Here is a 14,759-nt window from a genome sequence, read left to right on the forward strand (position 1 = left end):
ACCTCACCAGCACGAGACCACGAGCCACGGAGAACGCAGTGAACCCCTCAACAGCAGCACCCCGCCGATTCCGCACGGACCAGGCGCAGCTCACGATCACCGACCCACGGGACGGCAGCACCGTCGGGAGTCTCGACGCCGACGGCGCCGACCAGGTGCGCGCCGTCGTCACCCGCGCCGCGACCGCCTTCCCCCGCTGGCGAGCGACCCCCGCCGAGGAACGCGGAGCCGCGCTCCGTGCTGCGGCCTCGACCCTCGATGAGCACGCCGACGAGCTCGCCGAACTGGAGCAGCGCGAGAACGGCCGCCACCGCGAAGCGTCCCTGGGCGGCATCCGCGCAGCAGTCGACACGCTGCGCCAGTACGCGGAGCTCGGCCCCCTCCACCGAGGCAGGAGCCTGCGGGGAGCCCTCGGCTCGATCGACCTGACCCGTGCCGAGCCTCGCGGGATCGCAGCCGTCATCACCCCCTGGAACGACCCCGTCGCGGTCACCGCGGGCCTCATCGGCGCCGCCCTCGTCACCGGGAACGTCGTCATCTCCAAGCCGAGCGAGCGCTGCCCCCATCTCGGGCTGCGCCTCGGGGAGATCCTGAGCGACTGCTTCCCACTGCATGTGCTGCAGGTGCTGACGGGCGCGGCGGAGGTCGGCGAGACACTCATCGCCGCCCCGGGAGTCGAGATCGTCGCGCACGTCGGCTCGACCGCCGCCGGTGAGCGCATCGCGAGGGTCACGGCGCTCACCGGGGCGCACCTCATCCGCGAGAACGGCGGCAACGACGCCCTCGTCGTCGACGCCGACGTCGACCCCCGCTGGGCCGCATCCCAGGCCGCCATCGGCGCGTTCACCAACAGCGGCCAGATCTGCACGGCCGTCGAGCGCATCTTCGTGCACCGGGACCTCGCCGACGAGTTCCTCACAGCCCTCACCGCGGAAGCCCGCAAGCGCAACGAGGAGGGCGCGCTCGCCCCTCTCGTCGACGAGCGGATGCGAGCGGACGTGCACGAGCAGGTGCTCGCATCCGCGAACGAGGGCGCACGGATCCTCGAAGGCGGTGACATCCCCGACAGCCCCGGCGCGCACTACCCGGCGACGGTGCTCACCGACCTCCACCCCTCCATGCCGCTGTTCAGCGAGGAGACCTTCGGGCCGGTCGCCCCGGTCATGGTCGTCGATAGCTTCGAGGAGGGGCTGCGGCGAGCCGCCGACGACAGCTACGGACTGCAGGCGACCGTGCTCACGGACAGCATGGCGCACGCCGCACTCGCCGTCGACGCCCTCCCCGTCGGCACCGTCAAGGTGAACGCGGTCTTCGGCGGAGCACCGGGCGGTTCCGCCGAACCACGGGGGCGCAGCGGCTCGGGCTTCGGCTACGGGCCGGAGCTGCTCGACGAGATGACGACCGTGAAGGTCGTGCACGTCGAATCGGCGGTCCGTCGATGACCGTGAGGCTCGCATCGGCCGTGCGGGACATCTCGAACCGCAGACCAACGGTCGCCGTCATCGGCGACTACCTGCTCGACGGATGGTGGAGCGGGCACACGCAGCGCATCGCACGCGAAGCGCCAGCGCCCGTCGTGGACGTCGACACCCGCACGCACACCCCCGGTGGCGCCGCGAACACGGCCCTCAACCTCGCGTCCCTCGGCGCGAAGGTCCTCGCCGTGGGACTCGTCGGCGACGACGACGCTGGGAGCCTGCTGCGGGAGCGCCTCGCGGAAGCCGGCGTCGACGTGTCCCGCCTGCGCCCCGTCGACGCGGCCCGCACCACCACGAAGGTCCGCGTCTCGGTCGATGACCAGCTCCTCGTGCGCCTCGACGACGGCCAGATCGACGCGTGGCCACAACGCGAGCTCGACGCCCTCCTCGACGAGGCACTCGACGCGACCGCCCTCGCCGACGCTCAGCTCTTCTGCGACTACGGCTCCGCCATCTTCACCACCGGCACGCTCGAGCAGCTCGCCCGCCACCCTCGACCGACACTCCGAGTCGTCGACGCCCACGACCCCACCCGGTGGCGAGCGCTGACCCCGGACATCGTCACCCCGAACGCGGCCGAAGCGGCCGCCGTCGTCGACGCCACCTTCGGCGATGGGGAGGCCCGCGTCGCCCAGGTCCTCGCCAACGCCACGACCCTCTTCCAACGAACCGGCGCATCCGGCATCATCGTCACGCTCGACCGCAGCGGCACCCTCCTGCTCCGGCAAGGGACCGAACCGCACCGGACCCACGCGCACCCCGTCTCCGAGAAGCAGGCGTCAGGGGCCGGTGACGTCTTCGTCGCAGCCGTCACGATCGCCAGCGCCGCAGGCCTCCCCCTCGAGATCGCCGCCGAACTCGGACAGCAGGCCGCGGACATCGCCGTCCGCAAGTCCGGCACCTGCGTGTGCACCCTCGACGAGCTCCACAGCTCGGTGAACGAGGCCAGTGACGCGACCACCGCGCTCGACGACCTCGCAACCCTCCTCGAGGGCCACCGCGCGGCGGGCGAGCGCATCGTCTTCACCAACGGATGCTTCGACGTGCTGCACCGCGGACACACCACCCACCTGCGACAGGCTCGACGCCTCGGTGACGTGCTCGTCGTCGCCGTCAACAGCGACGACTCCGTGCGGCGCCTCAAAGGCGCAGACCGACCCATCAACTCGGCCGCCGACCGCGCCACGCTCCTCGCCGAGCTCTCCTGCGTCGACTACGTGCTCGTCTTCGACGACGACACCGCCGACACCCTCATCACGCGGCTCCGCCCCGACGTGTACGTCAAAGGCGGCGACTACACGCCCGAGATGCTCACCGAGACCGCGGCCATCACGGCCGTCGGCGGCGAGATCGAGATCCTCGACTACATCGAGACGCACTCCACCACGCAGCTCTTCGGACGCATTCGGGCCAGCGAGCAGCATCCGTCCCCGACGAAGGGCAGGACCGCGTGACCACGACCACGTCAGCGCACGGCAGCAGGCGCGGCTCCGCGCGCTGGGCCGCGCAGCGCGCGCCGGACCCGACCAGCCCGACCGTGGACGTGCTCATCCCCACCGCCGGCCGCACCGCGGAGCTCGCCACGACGCTCGCGGGGCTCGCCGCGCAGGACGACCCGCCGTTCCGCGTCATCATCAGCGACCAGTCGGAAGCCCTCCCCGCCACCGCAGCCCCTGCCGTCTCCGCGATGCTGCGCGTGCTCGAAGCACAAGGACGCGACGTGGTCGTGCACCGCCACCTGCCGAGGCGCGGCATGGCCGAGCAGCGCCAGTTCCTGTTCGAACGCGCCTCGTCGCCCCAGGTGCTCTACCTCGACGACGACGTCTGGCTCGAACCGGGGACACTCGCGCGCATGAGCGCCGCCCTCATCCGGCAACGCTGCGGCTTCATCGGATGCGCCGTCCAAGGGCTCTCCTACCTGGACGACCACCGACCATCGGAACGAGCCCCGTTCGCGGCCTGGGGCGACGAGGGCGTGCAGCCGGAACGGGTACGTCCCGATACCCCCGAGTTCGAACGCTGGACGCTGCACAACGCCGCCAACCTCCTGCATCACGCCGCCGAGCTCGGACTCACCGACGACGAGCAGCTCACCTACCGCGTGGCCTGGGTCGGCGGGTGCGTCCTCTTCGACCGCGCGACACTCGACGAGGCCGGCGCATTCACCTTCTGGCCATCGCTCCCCACCACCCACGCGGGCGAGGACGTCGCCGCCCAGTGGCGGGTCATGGAACTCGCCGGCGGCGCCGGCCTCCTCCCGAGCGGTGCAGTGCACCTCGAGGCACCCACGACCATCGTCGACCGGCGCGTCGAGGCGACGGACATCCTCTTCGCACCCGAACGGCGCCGCCCGGCGCCCCACCAAGAAAGGAACGCATCATGAGCGACACCCCCAACCCCATCCAGGTGCAGAAGTACCTCGGCGGCATCGACTACCCGGCCAGCAAGGAGACCATCCTCGAGTCGGCGCGAGACTCCGGCGCGGACGACAACGTGCTGCAGGCGCTCGAAGCCATCCCCGACGGCGACTACGACGCCCCCACCGCCGTCAGCTCGGCCATCTCCGACGCGAACTGACGCCATGCCCTCCCGCGCCGGATGCGCATCCATCGCGCATCCAGCGCGGGGCGGCAGAATTCGCGCATGAAGAAGCTGATGCTGAACACCTACGCGTGGGTGGCGCTCGCCTTCTACGTCGTCGCCCTCATCGACCTCGGGCGCGACGGCGGCATCTGGATCGTCTGGTTCGCGCTCGGCATGGTGTTCACCGTCATCGCCTACCGGAAGCCGAAACCGAGCGGGCAGGCCGACGCTCACGTCGACGGTTCGAACGACAGCAACGACGACCGCGAGGAGACTCCATGACCACAGACTTCAGCACGGGCGACCGCGTGAGCTGGAACACGTCGCAGGGGCTCACGCGGGGCAAGATCGTCGAGAAGAAAACGAAGGACTTCCACTTCGACGGGCAGAAGTTCACCGCCTCGACCGACGAGCCCGCATACCTCATCGAGTCGGAGAAGACTGGGGCGAAGGCCGCGCACAAGGGATCAGCGCTCCGCAAGCTCTCGTAGGCTTGCCCGCATGGCAGACACCGTTCTCGAGACCGACGACCGCCACTACGAGACGTCGCTCGACGGCAACGACGTGCGGCTGGTGGTCGCCGACATGGACGGCACGCTGCTCCTCGACGACCACACCGTTCCCGACGAGTTCTGGGCGCTGCTCACCCGGATGCGCGAGGCCGGAGTCGAGTTCACGCCGGCGAGCGGCCGCCAGTACGCCACCCTCGCGAAGCTCTTCGAGCGCGACTCGGAGGGCATGTCGTTCATCGCCGAGAACGGCACCTTCGTGGTGCGGGATGGAGCGGAGGTCAGCTCGCTGACCCTCGAGACCGCATTCATCACGCGCGCCATCGCGCTGCTGCGGGGCCTCGCCGCCGGTGGCCACGACCTCGGGTTCGTGCTGTGCGGCAAGAAGTCCGCGTACATCGAACGCGGCGACGACGAGTTCATCGCCGAAGCCCGCAACTACTACGAGGCGCTCACCGTCGTCGACGACGTGCTCGACACGGACGACGAGTACGTGAAAATCGCCGTGTACGACTTCGCGGAGGTCGAGACGGGCGCCGCCACCGAGGTCGACGAGCTCCGCGAATCCCACCGAGTCGTCGTCTCCGGCCACCACTGGATGGACATCATGCCGCCCGAGGCCAACAAGGGCCGCGCGGTTCGGCAGCTGCAGGAGCGACTCGGCGTGACCGCCGCGCAGACTGCGGTGTTCGGCGACTTCTTCAACGACGTGGAGATGTTCCGCGAGGCCGACCGCTCCTACGCGATGGCGGGCGCGCATCCGGAGGTCAAGGAGCTCGCGCGGTACCTCGCGCCCTCCAACCAGGAGCAGGGCGTCCTCACCGTCGTGACCGCCCTCCTCGACGCGCGGTAGAGGTGTCGAAGGAACCTCCACCTAGCGTCGCGCAACGCAGTTTTGGCTCTGATGGGTTTTGCCAACCGGTGATGGATTCCGCCGGACCAGCGTGATGGGTTTCGCCACCCCGTGATGGGTTCCGCCACCCGGTGATGGATTCCGCCGGACCAGCGTGATGGGTTTCGCCGACTGGTGGTGGGAATTTTCCCATCACCAGTCGCGAAAACCCATCAATCTGACCGGCTGGAACCGAGCCAGCGCAGCGGCCAGCACAGCCCAAAGCAGTTGTGGCACTGTGCTGTTCCCCGGAGCGGGAGCAGCACAGTGCCACAATTTTGCGATCGGCGGGCGCATCCGCCGGTCAGCGCGAGGCCTCAGCAGCCAGAACCCTCGCGGGTGCGTGCGGGCGGAGGCCGCTCCGCACGCACGTCCTAGAGGCGGTCGGGTGCCGCTTCGATGAACGACGTCGGCACGTAGCGCTTGAGCTGCGTGACGTGCGACGGGGTGAGCTCTTCCAGCGAATGCGCGCCGAGGAGCTTCATGGTTCGGATGATCTCGTCGGAGAGGATCGCGATGGTGCGGTCGACGCCCTCGCGCCCGCCGGCCATGAGGCCGTACAGGTAGGCGCGGCCGATCATCGTGAAGTTCGCGCCGAGCGCGACCGACGCGACGATGTCGGCGCCGTTCATGATGCCGGTGTCGACGCCGATCTCGAGGTCCTTGCCGACTTCGCGTGCGACGGCGGGGAGCAGGTGGAAGGGGATCGGAGCCCGGTCCAGCTGCCGCCCGCCGTGGTTGGAGAGGACGATGCCGTCGACGCCGAGGTCGGCGAACGTCTTCGAGTCCTCGAGGTTCTGCACGCCCTTGATGACGATCTTGCCCGGCCACATCTCGCGGATGACCTTGAGGTCCTCGAAGTTGATCGTCGGGTCCATGGCCGAGTCGAGCAGCTCGCCGACGGTGCCGCCGGTCGTCGCGAGGGACGCGAACTCGAGCTTCGGGGTGGTGAGGAAGTCGATCCACCACCAGGGGCGCGGGATGGCGTTGATGATGGTGCCGACGGTGAGCTGCGGCGGGATGGAGAAGCCGTTGCGCTTGTCGCGCAGGCGGGCACCCGCGACTGGGGTGTCGACCGTGAAGTGCAGCGTGTCGAAGCCGGCCTTCGCGGCACGTTCCACGAGCCCGTAGGAGATCGAGCGGTCCTTCATGACGTACAGCTGGAACCAGTTGCGGCCGTTGGGGTTGACCTTCGCAACCTCTTCGATGGTCGTCGTGCCGAGCGTGGACAGCGTGAAGGGGATGCCCGCGGCGGCGGCGGCGCCGGCCCCGGCGGTCTCGCCCTCGGTCTGCATGAGGCGCGTGAAGCCGGTCGGGGCGATCGCGAACGGCATCGCCATCGGCCCGCCGAGGACGGTGCTCGACGTGTCGACGTTCGCGACGTCGCGCAGCACCGACGGGTTGAACTCGACGTCGCGGAACGCGGTGCGCGCGCGGCGCAGCGACAGCTCACCCTCGGCGGCGCCGTCGGTGTAGTCGAAGGCCGCCTTCGGGGTGCGTCGCTTCGCGATGCGTCGCAGGTCCTCGATCGTCAGCGCCGAGTTGAGTCGGCGGCGACGGCCGTTGAGGTCGGGCTTCTTGAACTGCATGAGCTCGAGCAGCTCGAGGGGCTTGGGGGCTTGACGTTTCACCATGGGGCAGCTGCCTTCGCTTCTATCGGGTGTGCTTCGGGTCGTAGCGGATGATCTGCGTCGATCTCGCGACGATGGAACGGATCTCGGCGAGGCTGTCGGGAACCCAGCCGTGTGCGCGTGCCTGCACAAGCAGGTTACCCATCGCGGTCGCCTCGACGGGGCCGGCGAGCACGGGCAGGCCCGAGCGGTCGGCGGTCGCCTGGCAGAGGAGCGTGTTCTGCGAGCCGCCGCCGACGATGTGGATGACGCTGACGGGGTGCTCGGCCAGCGCCGATGCCGTCGCGACGGCTTCGGCGAAGGCCTGCGCGAGGCTCTCCACGATCGAGCGGACGATGCCCGCTGGCGTCGTCGGAGCCTCGAGCCCACGCTCGGTGAGCCAGGCGGCGATGCGTTCGGGGATGTCGCCCGGCGCCATGAAGACGGGGTCGTTGACGTCGAAGATCGGCACGTCGCCGACGACCTGCGCCGCGTCTGCGAGCAGCTGCTGGAGGGTGCTCGAGCGCTGCGCATCCGTCGCCGCAGGCTCCCAGTGGCGCTGCGATTCGGACAGCAGCCACAGGCCCATGACGTTGTGCAGGAAGCGCACGCGGCCGTCGACGCCGCCCTCGTTGGTGAAGTTCGCCTCGCGGGCGGCGTCGGTGACGACGGCCTCGTCGAGCTCGAGGCCGACGAGTCCCCACGTGCCGCACGAGACGTAGGCGAAGTCGCGGCCCGTGTTGGGGATGGCGACGATCGCGGAGGCGGTGTCGTGGGAGCCGACCGCGACCACGTCGATGTCGCGTCCGACAACCCGAGCGGCCTCGCCCTCGAGCGAGCCGAGCACGGCGCCCGGGTCGACGAGGTGCGGCAGGATGCGCGCGGGCACGCCGACCTGCTCGGCGAGCTCCGCATCCCACTCACGAGTGTCGGCGCGGAGCAGACCGGTCGTGGAGGCGTTGGTGCGCTCCGCGACCTGCGCGCCCGTCAGCCAGTAGGCGAGCAGGTCGGGCAGGAGCAGCATCTGCTCGGCGAGCTCGAGCAGCTCGCCGTCGGTGGCCAGCTGGAAGACCGTGTTGAACGGCAGGTGCTGGAGGCCGTTGCGGCGGTAGAGCTCCTCCGGCGAGGCGACGGCGTGCACGGCCTCGACGCCGCGCGCGGTCCGCTCGTCGCGGTACGCGTATGGCACGCCGAGCACACGACCGTCGCGCAGGAGCGCGTAGTCGACGGCCCACGAGTCGATGCCGATGCTCGCGATCTGGCCGGGCGCATCCCGCTCCGCCGCTGCGAGCCCGTCGAGGACGTGCTGGTAGAGGCCGAGGAGGTTCCAGTGCAGCCCGTCGCGGGTGCGTACCGGGTTGTTCGGGAAGCGCGCCTCGTGGCGCATCGTGAGCACGCCATCCGTGATCGTGCCCGTGATGACACGACCACTCGTGGCGCCGAGGTCGACCGCCGCGACCGTGCGAGGCGCATCCGCTCCACCACGCCCGACGGTGGCCGACCCCTTCGCAGCAGACTCGGTCATCGCAGGAAGGCCGCCGCGACGCCCGAGTCGACGGGGATGTGCAGGCCGGTCGTGCGCGTGAGCTCGGGGCCGGTGAGCACGTACACCGCGTCGGCGACGTTCTCTGGCACGACCTCGCGCTTGAGGATGGTGCGGTTCGCGTAGTACTGGCCCAGGTCCTCTTCCTTCACGCCGTAGGTCGCGGCGCGGTTCGCGCCCCAGCCTGCCGCGAAGATGCCGGAGCCGCGCACGACGCCGTCGGGGTTGATGCCGTTGACGCGGATGCCGTGCTCGCCGAGCTCGACCGCGAGGAGGCGGACCTGGTGGGCCTGGTCGGCCTTCGTCGCCGAGTAGGCGATGTTGTTGGGGCCGGCGAAGACGGAGTTCTTCGAGGAGATGTAGATGACGTCGCCGCCGAGCTTCTGCTCGATGAGCGCCTTGGCTGCGGCCTTCGACACGAGGAAGGAGCCCTTCGCCATGACGTCGTGCTGCAGGTCCCAGTCCTTCTCGGTCGTCTCGAGCAGCGGCTTCGAGAGCGAGAGGCCTGCGTTGTTGACGACGAGGTCGATGCCGCCGAACGCGAGCAGCGTGGCGTCGACGGCGGCCTGCACGCCGGCTGCGTCGGCGACGTTCGCCGCGACGCCGATCGCGACGTCGGTGTTCCCGAGCTCAGCCGCTGCGGCCTGCGCCTTCTCGAGGTCGAGGTCGGCGACGACGACGCACGCGCCCTCGGCCGCGAGGCGGGTCGCGATGGCCTTGCCGATACCGGATGCGGCGCCCGTGACGAACGCGATGCGCCCCTGGTGCGTCTTCGGCTTCGGCATGCGCTGCAACTTCGCCTCCTCGAGCGCCCAGTACTCGATGCGGAACTTCTCCTCGTCCGAGATCGGGGAGTAGCTCGAGAGCGCCTCGGCGCCGCGCATCACGTTGATCGCGTTCAAGTAGAACTCACCGGCGACGCGGGCGGTCTGCTTGTTCTTGCCATACGAGAACATGCCGACGCCCGGCACGAGCACGATGAGGGGGTCTGCGCCGCGGATGGCGGGCGACTCGGCCGTTGCGAACTTGTCGTAGTAGGCCTTGTAGTCGGCGCGGTAGGCCGAGTGCAGCTCCTCGAGGCGGGCGAGCTGCTCTTCGACGGATGCGGTGGTCGGCAGGTCGAGGACCAGCGGCTTGACCTTGGTGCGCAGGAAGTGGTCTGGGCAGCTCGTGCCGAGGGCCGCGAGCTCGGCGAGCTTCTCGCTCGCGAGGAAGTCGAGCACCCGCTCGTCGTCGGTGAAGTGCCCGATCATGGGCGCATCGTGCGAGGCGACGGCGCGGATGGACGGTGCGAGGGCCGCCGCGCGTGCCCGGCGCTCGTCGGCGGGGAGCGCCTCGAAGCCGCTCACGACGCCGCCGAACGGGTCGGCCTTGCCGTGTGCATCGATGTATGCCGCTGCAGTGTCGATGATCCAGAGCGAGTTGCGCTCCGACTCCTCCGATGTGTCGCCCCAGGCCGTGATGCCGTGGCCGCCGAGGATGCAGCCGATGGCCTGCGGGTTCTCGTCCTTGATGTTCGCGATGTCGAGGCCAAGCTGGAAGCCGGGGCGGCGCCAGGGCACCCAGACGACCTTGTCGCCGAAGATCTTGGCGGTCAGCTCCTCGCCGTCGGCGGCCGTCGCGATCGCGATGCCGGAGTCGGGGTGCAGGTGGTCGACGTGCGCCGCATCCACCAGGCCGTGCATGGCCGTGTCGATCGACGGGGCGGCGCCTCCCTTGCCGTGGAGGCAGAAGTCGAAGGCCGCGACCATCTCGTCCTCGCGCTCGACGCCCGGGTAGACGTTCGTGAGGGCGCGGAAGCGGTCGAGACGCAGCACGGCGAGGCCCTGCTCGGTGAGCGTCCCGAGGTCTCCCCCGGAGCCCTTCACCCAGAGCAGCTCGACGGGCTCACCCGTCACGGGGTCGGTCTCGGTGCCCTTCGCGGAGGTGTTGCCACCCGCGTAGTTCGTGTTCTTCGGGTCTTCCCCGAGGCGGTTGCTGCGCGAGATGAGATCGGCTGCTGCTGGGTTCGTCATGTCGATTCCTTCGAAGCTCTGAGGTCGTGAAGTCGTGAGGTCGTCGGCGGGGAGCGCTTACGCGCCCCAGCTGGCCTGGACGCCGCCGACGCGCTCCTCGGCGACCTGCTGCTCGTAGCCGGATGCGCGGAACGCGGCGAGCGGGTTCGCGGGCAGGCCGCGCGACTCGCGCCACTCGGCGAGCGCCGGGCGCACGTCGGTCGAGAACGCGTCCATGTAGACCTCGTGTGCGACGAGCACGTCGCCGGACTTCTGCGCGGCGGTGAGGGCGTCCTTGTCGATGAGCAGCGCGCGCGCCGTCATCTCCTGCACGTTGAGGACGGAGCGCATCTGGCCCTGGATCTTCGACTCGACGTTGTGGCACTGGTCGAGCATGAAGGCCACGTCCGGGTTGTTGAGGCCGCCGCCGCGGATGACCTCGGCGAGGATGCGGAACAGCTGGAACGGGTCGGCCGAGCCGACGATGAGGTCGTCGTCGGCGTAGAAGCGCGAGTTGAAGTCGAACGAGCCGAGGCGGCCGAGGCGCAGCAGCTGCATGACGATGAACTCGATGTTCGTGCCAGGTGCGTGGTGGCCCGTGTCGAGGCAGACCATGGCCTTCTCGCCGAGGGCCGCGACCTGCACGTAGCTCGTGCCCCAGTCCGGAACATCCGTGTGGTAGAAGGCCGGCTCGAAGAACTTGTACTCGAGCACGAGGCGCTGGTGGTCGCCGATGCGCGCGTAGATCTCCTGCAGCGAGTCGTGCAGGCGGTCCTGGCGGCCGCGCAGGTCGGCCTGACCGGGGTAGTTGGAGCCTTCGGCGAGCCAGATCTTCAGGTCTCGCGAGCCGGTCTCGTCCATGACGTCGATGCAGCGCAGGTGGTGGTCGATCGCCTTGCGGCGCACGGCTGCGTCTTCGTGGGTGAGGGCGCCGAACTTGTAATCGTCGTCCTGGAACGTGTTCGAGTTGATGGTGCCGAGCTCGACGCCGAGGTCTTCTGCGTGCTTGCGGAGGGCGGCGAAGTCGTCGACCACGTCCCACGGGATGTGGAGGGCCACGCTGGGGGCGAGCGCCGTGTACTTGTTGACCTGCGCTGCGTCGGAGATCTTCTCGAACGGGTCGCGCGGCGTTCCTGCCGTCTGGAACACCTTGAATCGGGTGCCTGAGTTGCCGAACGCCCAGGACGGGAGCTCGATGCCCTGTCCTTCGAGCGCTGCAAGCTGGTCTGGGGAGAGGATGCTCACGGTTCGTCACCTTCGTTGGTCGGTTGCGGATGCGCTCCCGGGCCGAACGACGTCGTCCACGGCTTCGGGAACTCGATTCACGGTGTGTGGGCGAGAGCGGATGCCTGTTCGCGCCGGCCTGTATTGAATCGTTTCAGTGGTTCCAGATTACGAGCCGGAGTGAATCGTGTCAAGCACGCGCGGCGGTTCACGTGCACTCGTCGCCGCGAGCCGGGCGGACGTTCCGCGTGAACACGGGCGAAACCCGCATCCACTACCCTCGGAAAGCGCATTCCAGAACACCGCACGAGCAGGGACCATCGCACCCACATGACACGAACGCACCCGTTGGCCGAACTGCCGCACCCTCACCGCCTCTTCGACCTCGGCCCCCACAACGGCGCCCACCGCGTCGCGATCCGTGCAGGCATCTCCGTGGGCACCCCCCTCCTGATCCTGTGGAGCATCGGGCACGTCGAGCTCGCGCTCTACTCGACCTTCGGCGCCTTCGTCTCGCTCTACGGGCGCAGCCACTCGCACGTGATCCGCGCTCGCCTGCAGAGCGGAGTAGCCATCGGCATGGTCGGTGCCGTCAGCGTCGGCGCCGCGGTGAGCCTGTCCGAGCAGCGTGAGTGGCTCGTCCTGCCGGCGACCGCCGCCTACGCGGCAGTCATCACGGGCGCCGCACAGCGGTTCGGCTGGAAGCCGACTGGCGCGCTCTTCCCCGTCTTCGCACTCTCCGCGACGGCCTCCATCCCGGGAAGCGAGACGGATGCGCTCCTCGCGGCCGGCACAGCCGCCGCGTCGGCCGCGTTCGCCCTGATCGTCGGCATCGCGGGTCTGGCCCGCCCAGCCGCCCGCGACTTCGAGCGCCGCGCACGAGCAGCCGCGGCTCCGACCCGACCCGAGAGCCCGCGCGTCAGCGAGGCCGTGGGGGTCGGCTTGGTCGTCGGCGTCGCGGGGCTCATCCCCACAGCACTCGGGCTCGACTACCCCTACTGGGCCATGGTCGCGGCCGCCGCCGCGCTCGCGACCTCCGGCCCCGACGAGCAGCTGGTGCGGGCCGGCCACCGCCTCACGGGGACCATCGCCGGCGTGGGGGTTGCGTGGCTGATCATGTCCGTCGACCTGCCTCCGATCGTGACGATCGCGGTCATCTGCGTGCTGCAGATGTGCGCGGAGCTGTTCGTCGTGCGCAACTACGGACTCGCGCTCGTCTTCGTCACCCCGCTGGCGCTCGTCATGCTCGACTTCGCGCACCCGCAGCCCGATCTCACCCTGCTCTTGGCCAGGATCCTGGAGACGGCCATCGGCGTCGCGGTCGTGATCGCAGCCGCCCTGGCCTGGCGGTGGGCGGAGCACCCCGGGCGCAGGAGGTGAGTTGAGACCCGCGTTGCGATCGCACTTGACACGTTTCAGAGCGAGTGACAGAGTGGAAAGCGCTTACCCACTCTGAGTGGGACATCGAACACGGTCAAAGATGACGAGGATTTTCAATGACGAGAACACACAGTGACACTGGTGCGGTGTCACACGAGAACGAGGGCAAGACGCCGCGCAAGGCCGCGCTCAGCGGATGGATCGGCAGCGTCCTCGAGTACTACGACTTCACGCTCTACTCGCAGGCGGCGGCACTGGTCTTCCCCGTCGTCTTCTTCCCGACGGGCGATCCCACCGTCGCCCTCATCTCCTCACTCGCGACCTACGCCGTCGGCTACGTCGCTCGCCCCATCGGAGCAATCGTGCTCGGCAACTGGGGAGACAAGCACGGCCGCAAGAACGTGCTCGTCATCGCGATGCTCCTCATGGGCCTATCGACGCTCGCCGTCGGGTTCCTCCCCACCTACGACCAGATCGGCCTCTGGGCGCCCCTGATCCTCGTGTTCCTTCGCCTCATCCAGGGCTTCGCCGTCGCCGGAGAGCTCGGCGGGGCCAGCGCCATGATCGTCGAGCACGCCCCGGCCGGCAGACGAGGGTTCTTCGCGAGCTTCGGCCTGCAGGGCACCCAGGCCGGTTCGATCATCGCGACCGCAGTGTTCATCCCCCTCACCGCGGTCCTCACGGACGAAGCCTTCATCGAGTGGGGCTGGCGCATCCCGTTCATGCTGAGCGCCGTCGTCGTGCTCGCCGGCTTCCTCATCCGCAAGCACGTCGAAGAGCCGCCGGCCTACACCCGCTCGCTCGCGGTCCAGCAAGCCCAGAACCGCCAGGCCCCCATCGTCGAGCTCTTCAAGAACAACGGCTGGACGGTCTTCCGCGCCATCCTCATGACCCTCGCCAACGTCGCCGGCGTCACGACCCTCGTCTTCGGAACGAGCTTCGCCACGCAGGAGGCCTACGGCGTCGCGATGCCTGCCTCCACCTTCCTGTGGGTGCCGCTCATCGCCAACGTGGCGGCCGTCATCGTCATCCCCGTCTTCGGCATGCTCTCCGACAAGATCGGACGCCGCACGCTCATGATCGTCGGCTCCTTCGGCTCCGGGCTCGTCGCCATCGGCTACCTCACCGCCATCCAGTCCGGCAACCTCGTGCTCACGATCGTCCTCGCGATCCTCATGATGGGCGTGCTCTTCCAGATGTGGAACGCCACCTTCGCGACGTTCTTCCAGGAGCTGTTCCCGACGCAGACCCGAGTGACCGGCTTCGCGGTCTCGCAGAACGTCGGCCTCATGATCGTCGCCTTCCTGCCCTCGATCTTCACGTTCGTCGCCCCTCCCGGCTCGGACAACGTGCCGCTGGTCGTCGGCGGGCTCACCCTCGCCATCGCCACCGTCTCAGCCCTCGCGACGCTCCTCACTCCGGAGACGCGCGGCAAGGACATCGAGACGCACGACTGAAACGCCCTGAAGGGGCGTCGACCGAGGCCGTCCCCGCGCGGGGCGGCCTCGACCGGCATCGAGGACACCACACGTGCCGGCATCGGCGA

General features: G+C 69.3%; 13 protein-coding genes. 9 read left to right on the forward strand and 4 right to left on the reverse strand.

Features of this window, described 5'->3' with window-relative positions; all coding sequences use genetic code 11:
- Positions 1-38: 38 nt before the first annotated feature.
- From F8O03_RS16920 to F8O03_RS16950, 7 genes are all read left to right on the forward strand, one after another.
- Positions 39-1,442 (forward strand): aldehyde dehydrogenase family protein, encoded by a 1,404-nt coding sequence (locus F8O03_RS16920; RefSeq protein ID WP_244296351.1) that lies wholly within the window; start codon positions 39-41, stop codon positions 1,440-1,442.
- Positions 1,439-2,932 (forward strand): D-glycero-beta-D-manno-heptose 1-phosphate adenylyltransferase, encoded by a 1,494-nt coding sequence (rfaE2, locus tag F8O03_RS16925; protein WP_151424915.1) that lies wholly within the window; start codon positions 1,439-1,441, stop codon positions 2,930-2,932. The genes F8O03_RS16920 and rfaE2 overlap by 4 nt, the downstream gene beginning before the upstream one ends.
- Positions 2,929-3,861, forward strand: a complete 933-nt coding sequence (locus tag F8O03_RS16930; protein ID WP_208851899.1) for a glycosyltransferase family 2 protein — start codon at positions 2,929-2,931, stop codon at positions 3,859-3,861. The genes rfaE2 and F8O03_RS16930 overlap by 4 nt, the downstream gene beginning before the upstream one ends.
- Positions 3,858-4,055 carry a DUF2795 domain-containing protein gene (locus F8O03_RS16935; protein ID WP_151424916.1) on the forward strand — a complete coding sequence of 66 codons (198 nt, stop codon included), beginning with the start codon at positions 3,858-3,860 and terminating at the stop codon, positions 4,053-4,055. The genes F8O03_RS16930 and F8O03_RS16935 overlap by 4 nt, the downstream gene beginning before the upstream one ends.
- 66 nt (positions 4,056-4,121) lie before the next feature.
- The gene (locus F8O03_RS16940) at positions 4,122-4,343 is read left to right on the forward strand and encodes a hypothetical protein (protein WP_151424917.1); all 222 of its coding nucleotides are present in this window, start codon (positions 4,122-4,124) and stop codon (positions 4,341-4,343) included.
- Positions 4,340-4,552 (forward strand): hypervirulence associated TUDOR domain-containing protein, encoded by a 213-nt coding sequence (locus F8O03_RS16945; protein WP_151424918.1) that lies wholly within the window; start codon positions 4,340-4,342, stop codon positions 4,550-4,552. Before F8O03_RS16940 ends, F8O03_RS16945 begins: the two co-directional genes overlap by 4 nt.
- Before the next feature lie 10 nt (positions 4,553-4,562).
- Positions 4,563-5,423: a Cof-type HAD-IIB family hydrolase gene (locus F8O03_RS16950; RefSeq protein ID WP_151424919.1), complete on the forward strand. Its 861-nt coding sequence runs from the start codon at positions 4,563-4,565 to the stop codon at positions 5,421-5,423.
- Between the two features lie 413 nt (positions 5,424-5,836).
- On the opposite strand, the gene F8O03_RS16955 is transcribed toward F8O03_RS16950, so the two are convergent.
- The 4 genes from F8O03_RS16955 to rhaI are packed head-to-tail and all read right to left on the reverse strand — an operon-like array spanning position 5,837 to position 11,854.
- A complete protein-coding gene (locus F8O03_RS16955; RefSeq protein WP_151424920.1) occupies positions 5,837-7,096 on the reverse strand; it encodes an alpha-hydroxy acid oxidase in 1,260 nt (419 codons plus the stop codon).
- A 19-nt stretch (positions 7,097-7,115) separates the two neighbouring features.
- Positions 7,116-8,597 (reverse strand): rhamnulokinase, encoded by a 1,482-nt coding sequence (locus F8O03_RS16960; protein WP_151424921.1) that lies wholly within the window; start codon positions 8,595-8,597, stop codon positions 7,116-7,118.
- The gene (locus tag F8O03_RS16965) at positions 8,594-10,630 is read right to left on the reverse strand and encodes a bifunctional aldolase/short-chain dehydrogenase (protein ID WP_151424922.1); all 2,037 of its coding nucleotides are present in this window, start codon (positions 10,628-10,630) and stop codon (positions 8,594-8,596) included. Before F8O03_RS16965 ends, F8O03_RS16960 begins: the two co-directional genes overlap by 4 nt.
- A gap of 57 nt (positions 10,631-10,687) precedes the next feature.
- Positions 10,688-11,854 (reverse strand): L-rhamnose isomerase, encoded by a 1,167-nt coding sequence (gene rhaI / locus F8O03_RS16970; RefSeq protein WP_151424923.1) that lies wholly within the window; start codon positions 11,852-11,854, stop codon positions 10,688-10,690.
- A gap of 309 nt (positions 11,855-12,163) precedes the next feature.
- Here rhaI and F8O03_RS16975 point away from each other — a divergent pair, with 309 nt between their 5' ends.
- Together F8O03_RS16975 and F8O03_RS16980 are read left to right on the forward strand one after the other, a co-directional pair.
- The gene (locus F8O03_RS16975) at positions 12,164-13,213 is read left to right on the forward strand and encodes an FUSC family protein (protein ID WP_151424924.1); all 1,050 of its coding nucleotides are present in this window, start codon (positions 12,164-12,166) and stop codon (positions 13,211-13,213) included.
- A gap of 146 nt (positions 13,214-13,359) precedes the next feature.
- Positions 13,360-14,670: an MFS transporter gene (locus F8O03_RS16980; protein WP_341872798.1), complete on the forward strand. Its 1,311-nt coding sequence runs from the start codon at positions 13,360-13,362 to the stop codon at positions 14,668-14,670.
- The last annotated feature ends 89 nt before the right edge of the window (positions 14,671-14,759 follow it).

The organism is Pseudoclavibacter terrae (assembly GCF_008831075.1).
Taxonomy (GTDB): domain Bacteria; phylum Actinomycetota; class Actinomycetes; order Actinomycetales; family Microbacteriaceae; genus Pseudoclavibacter; species Pseudoclavibacter terrae.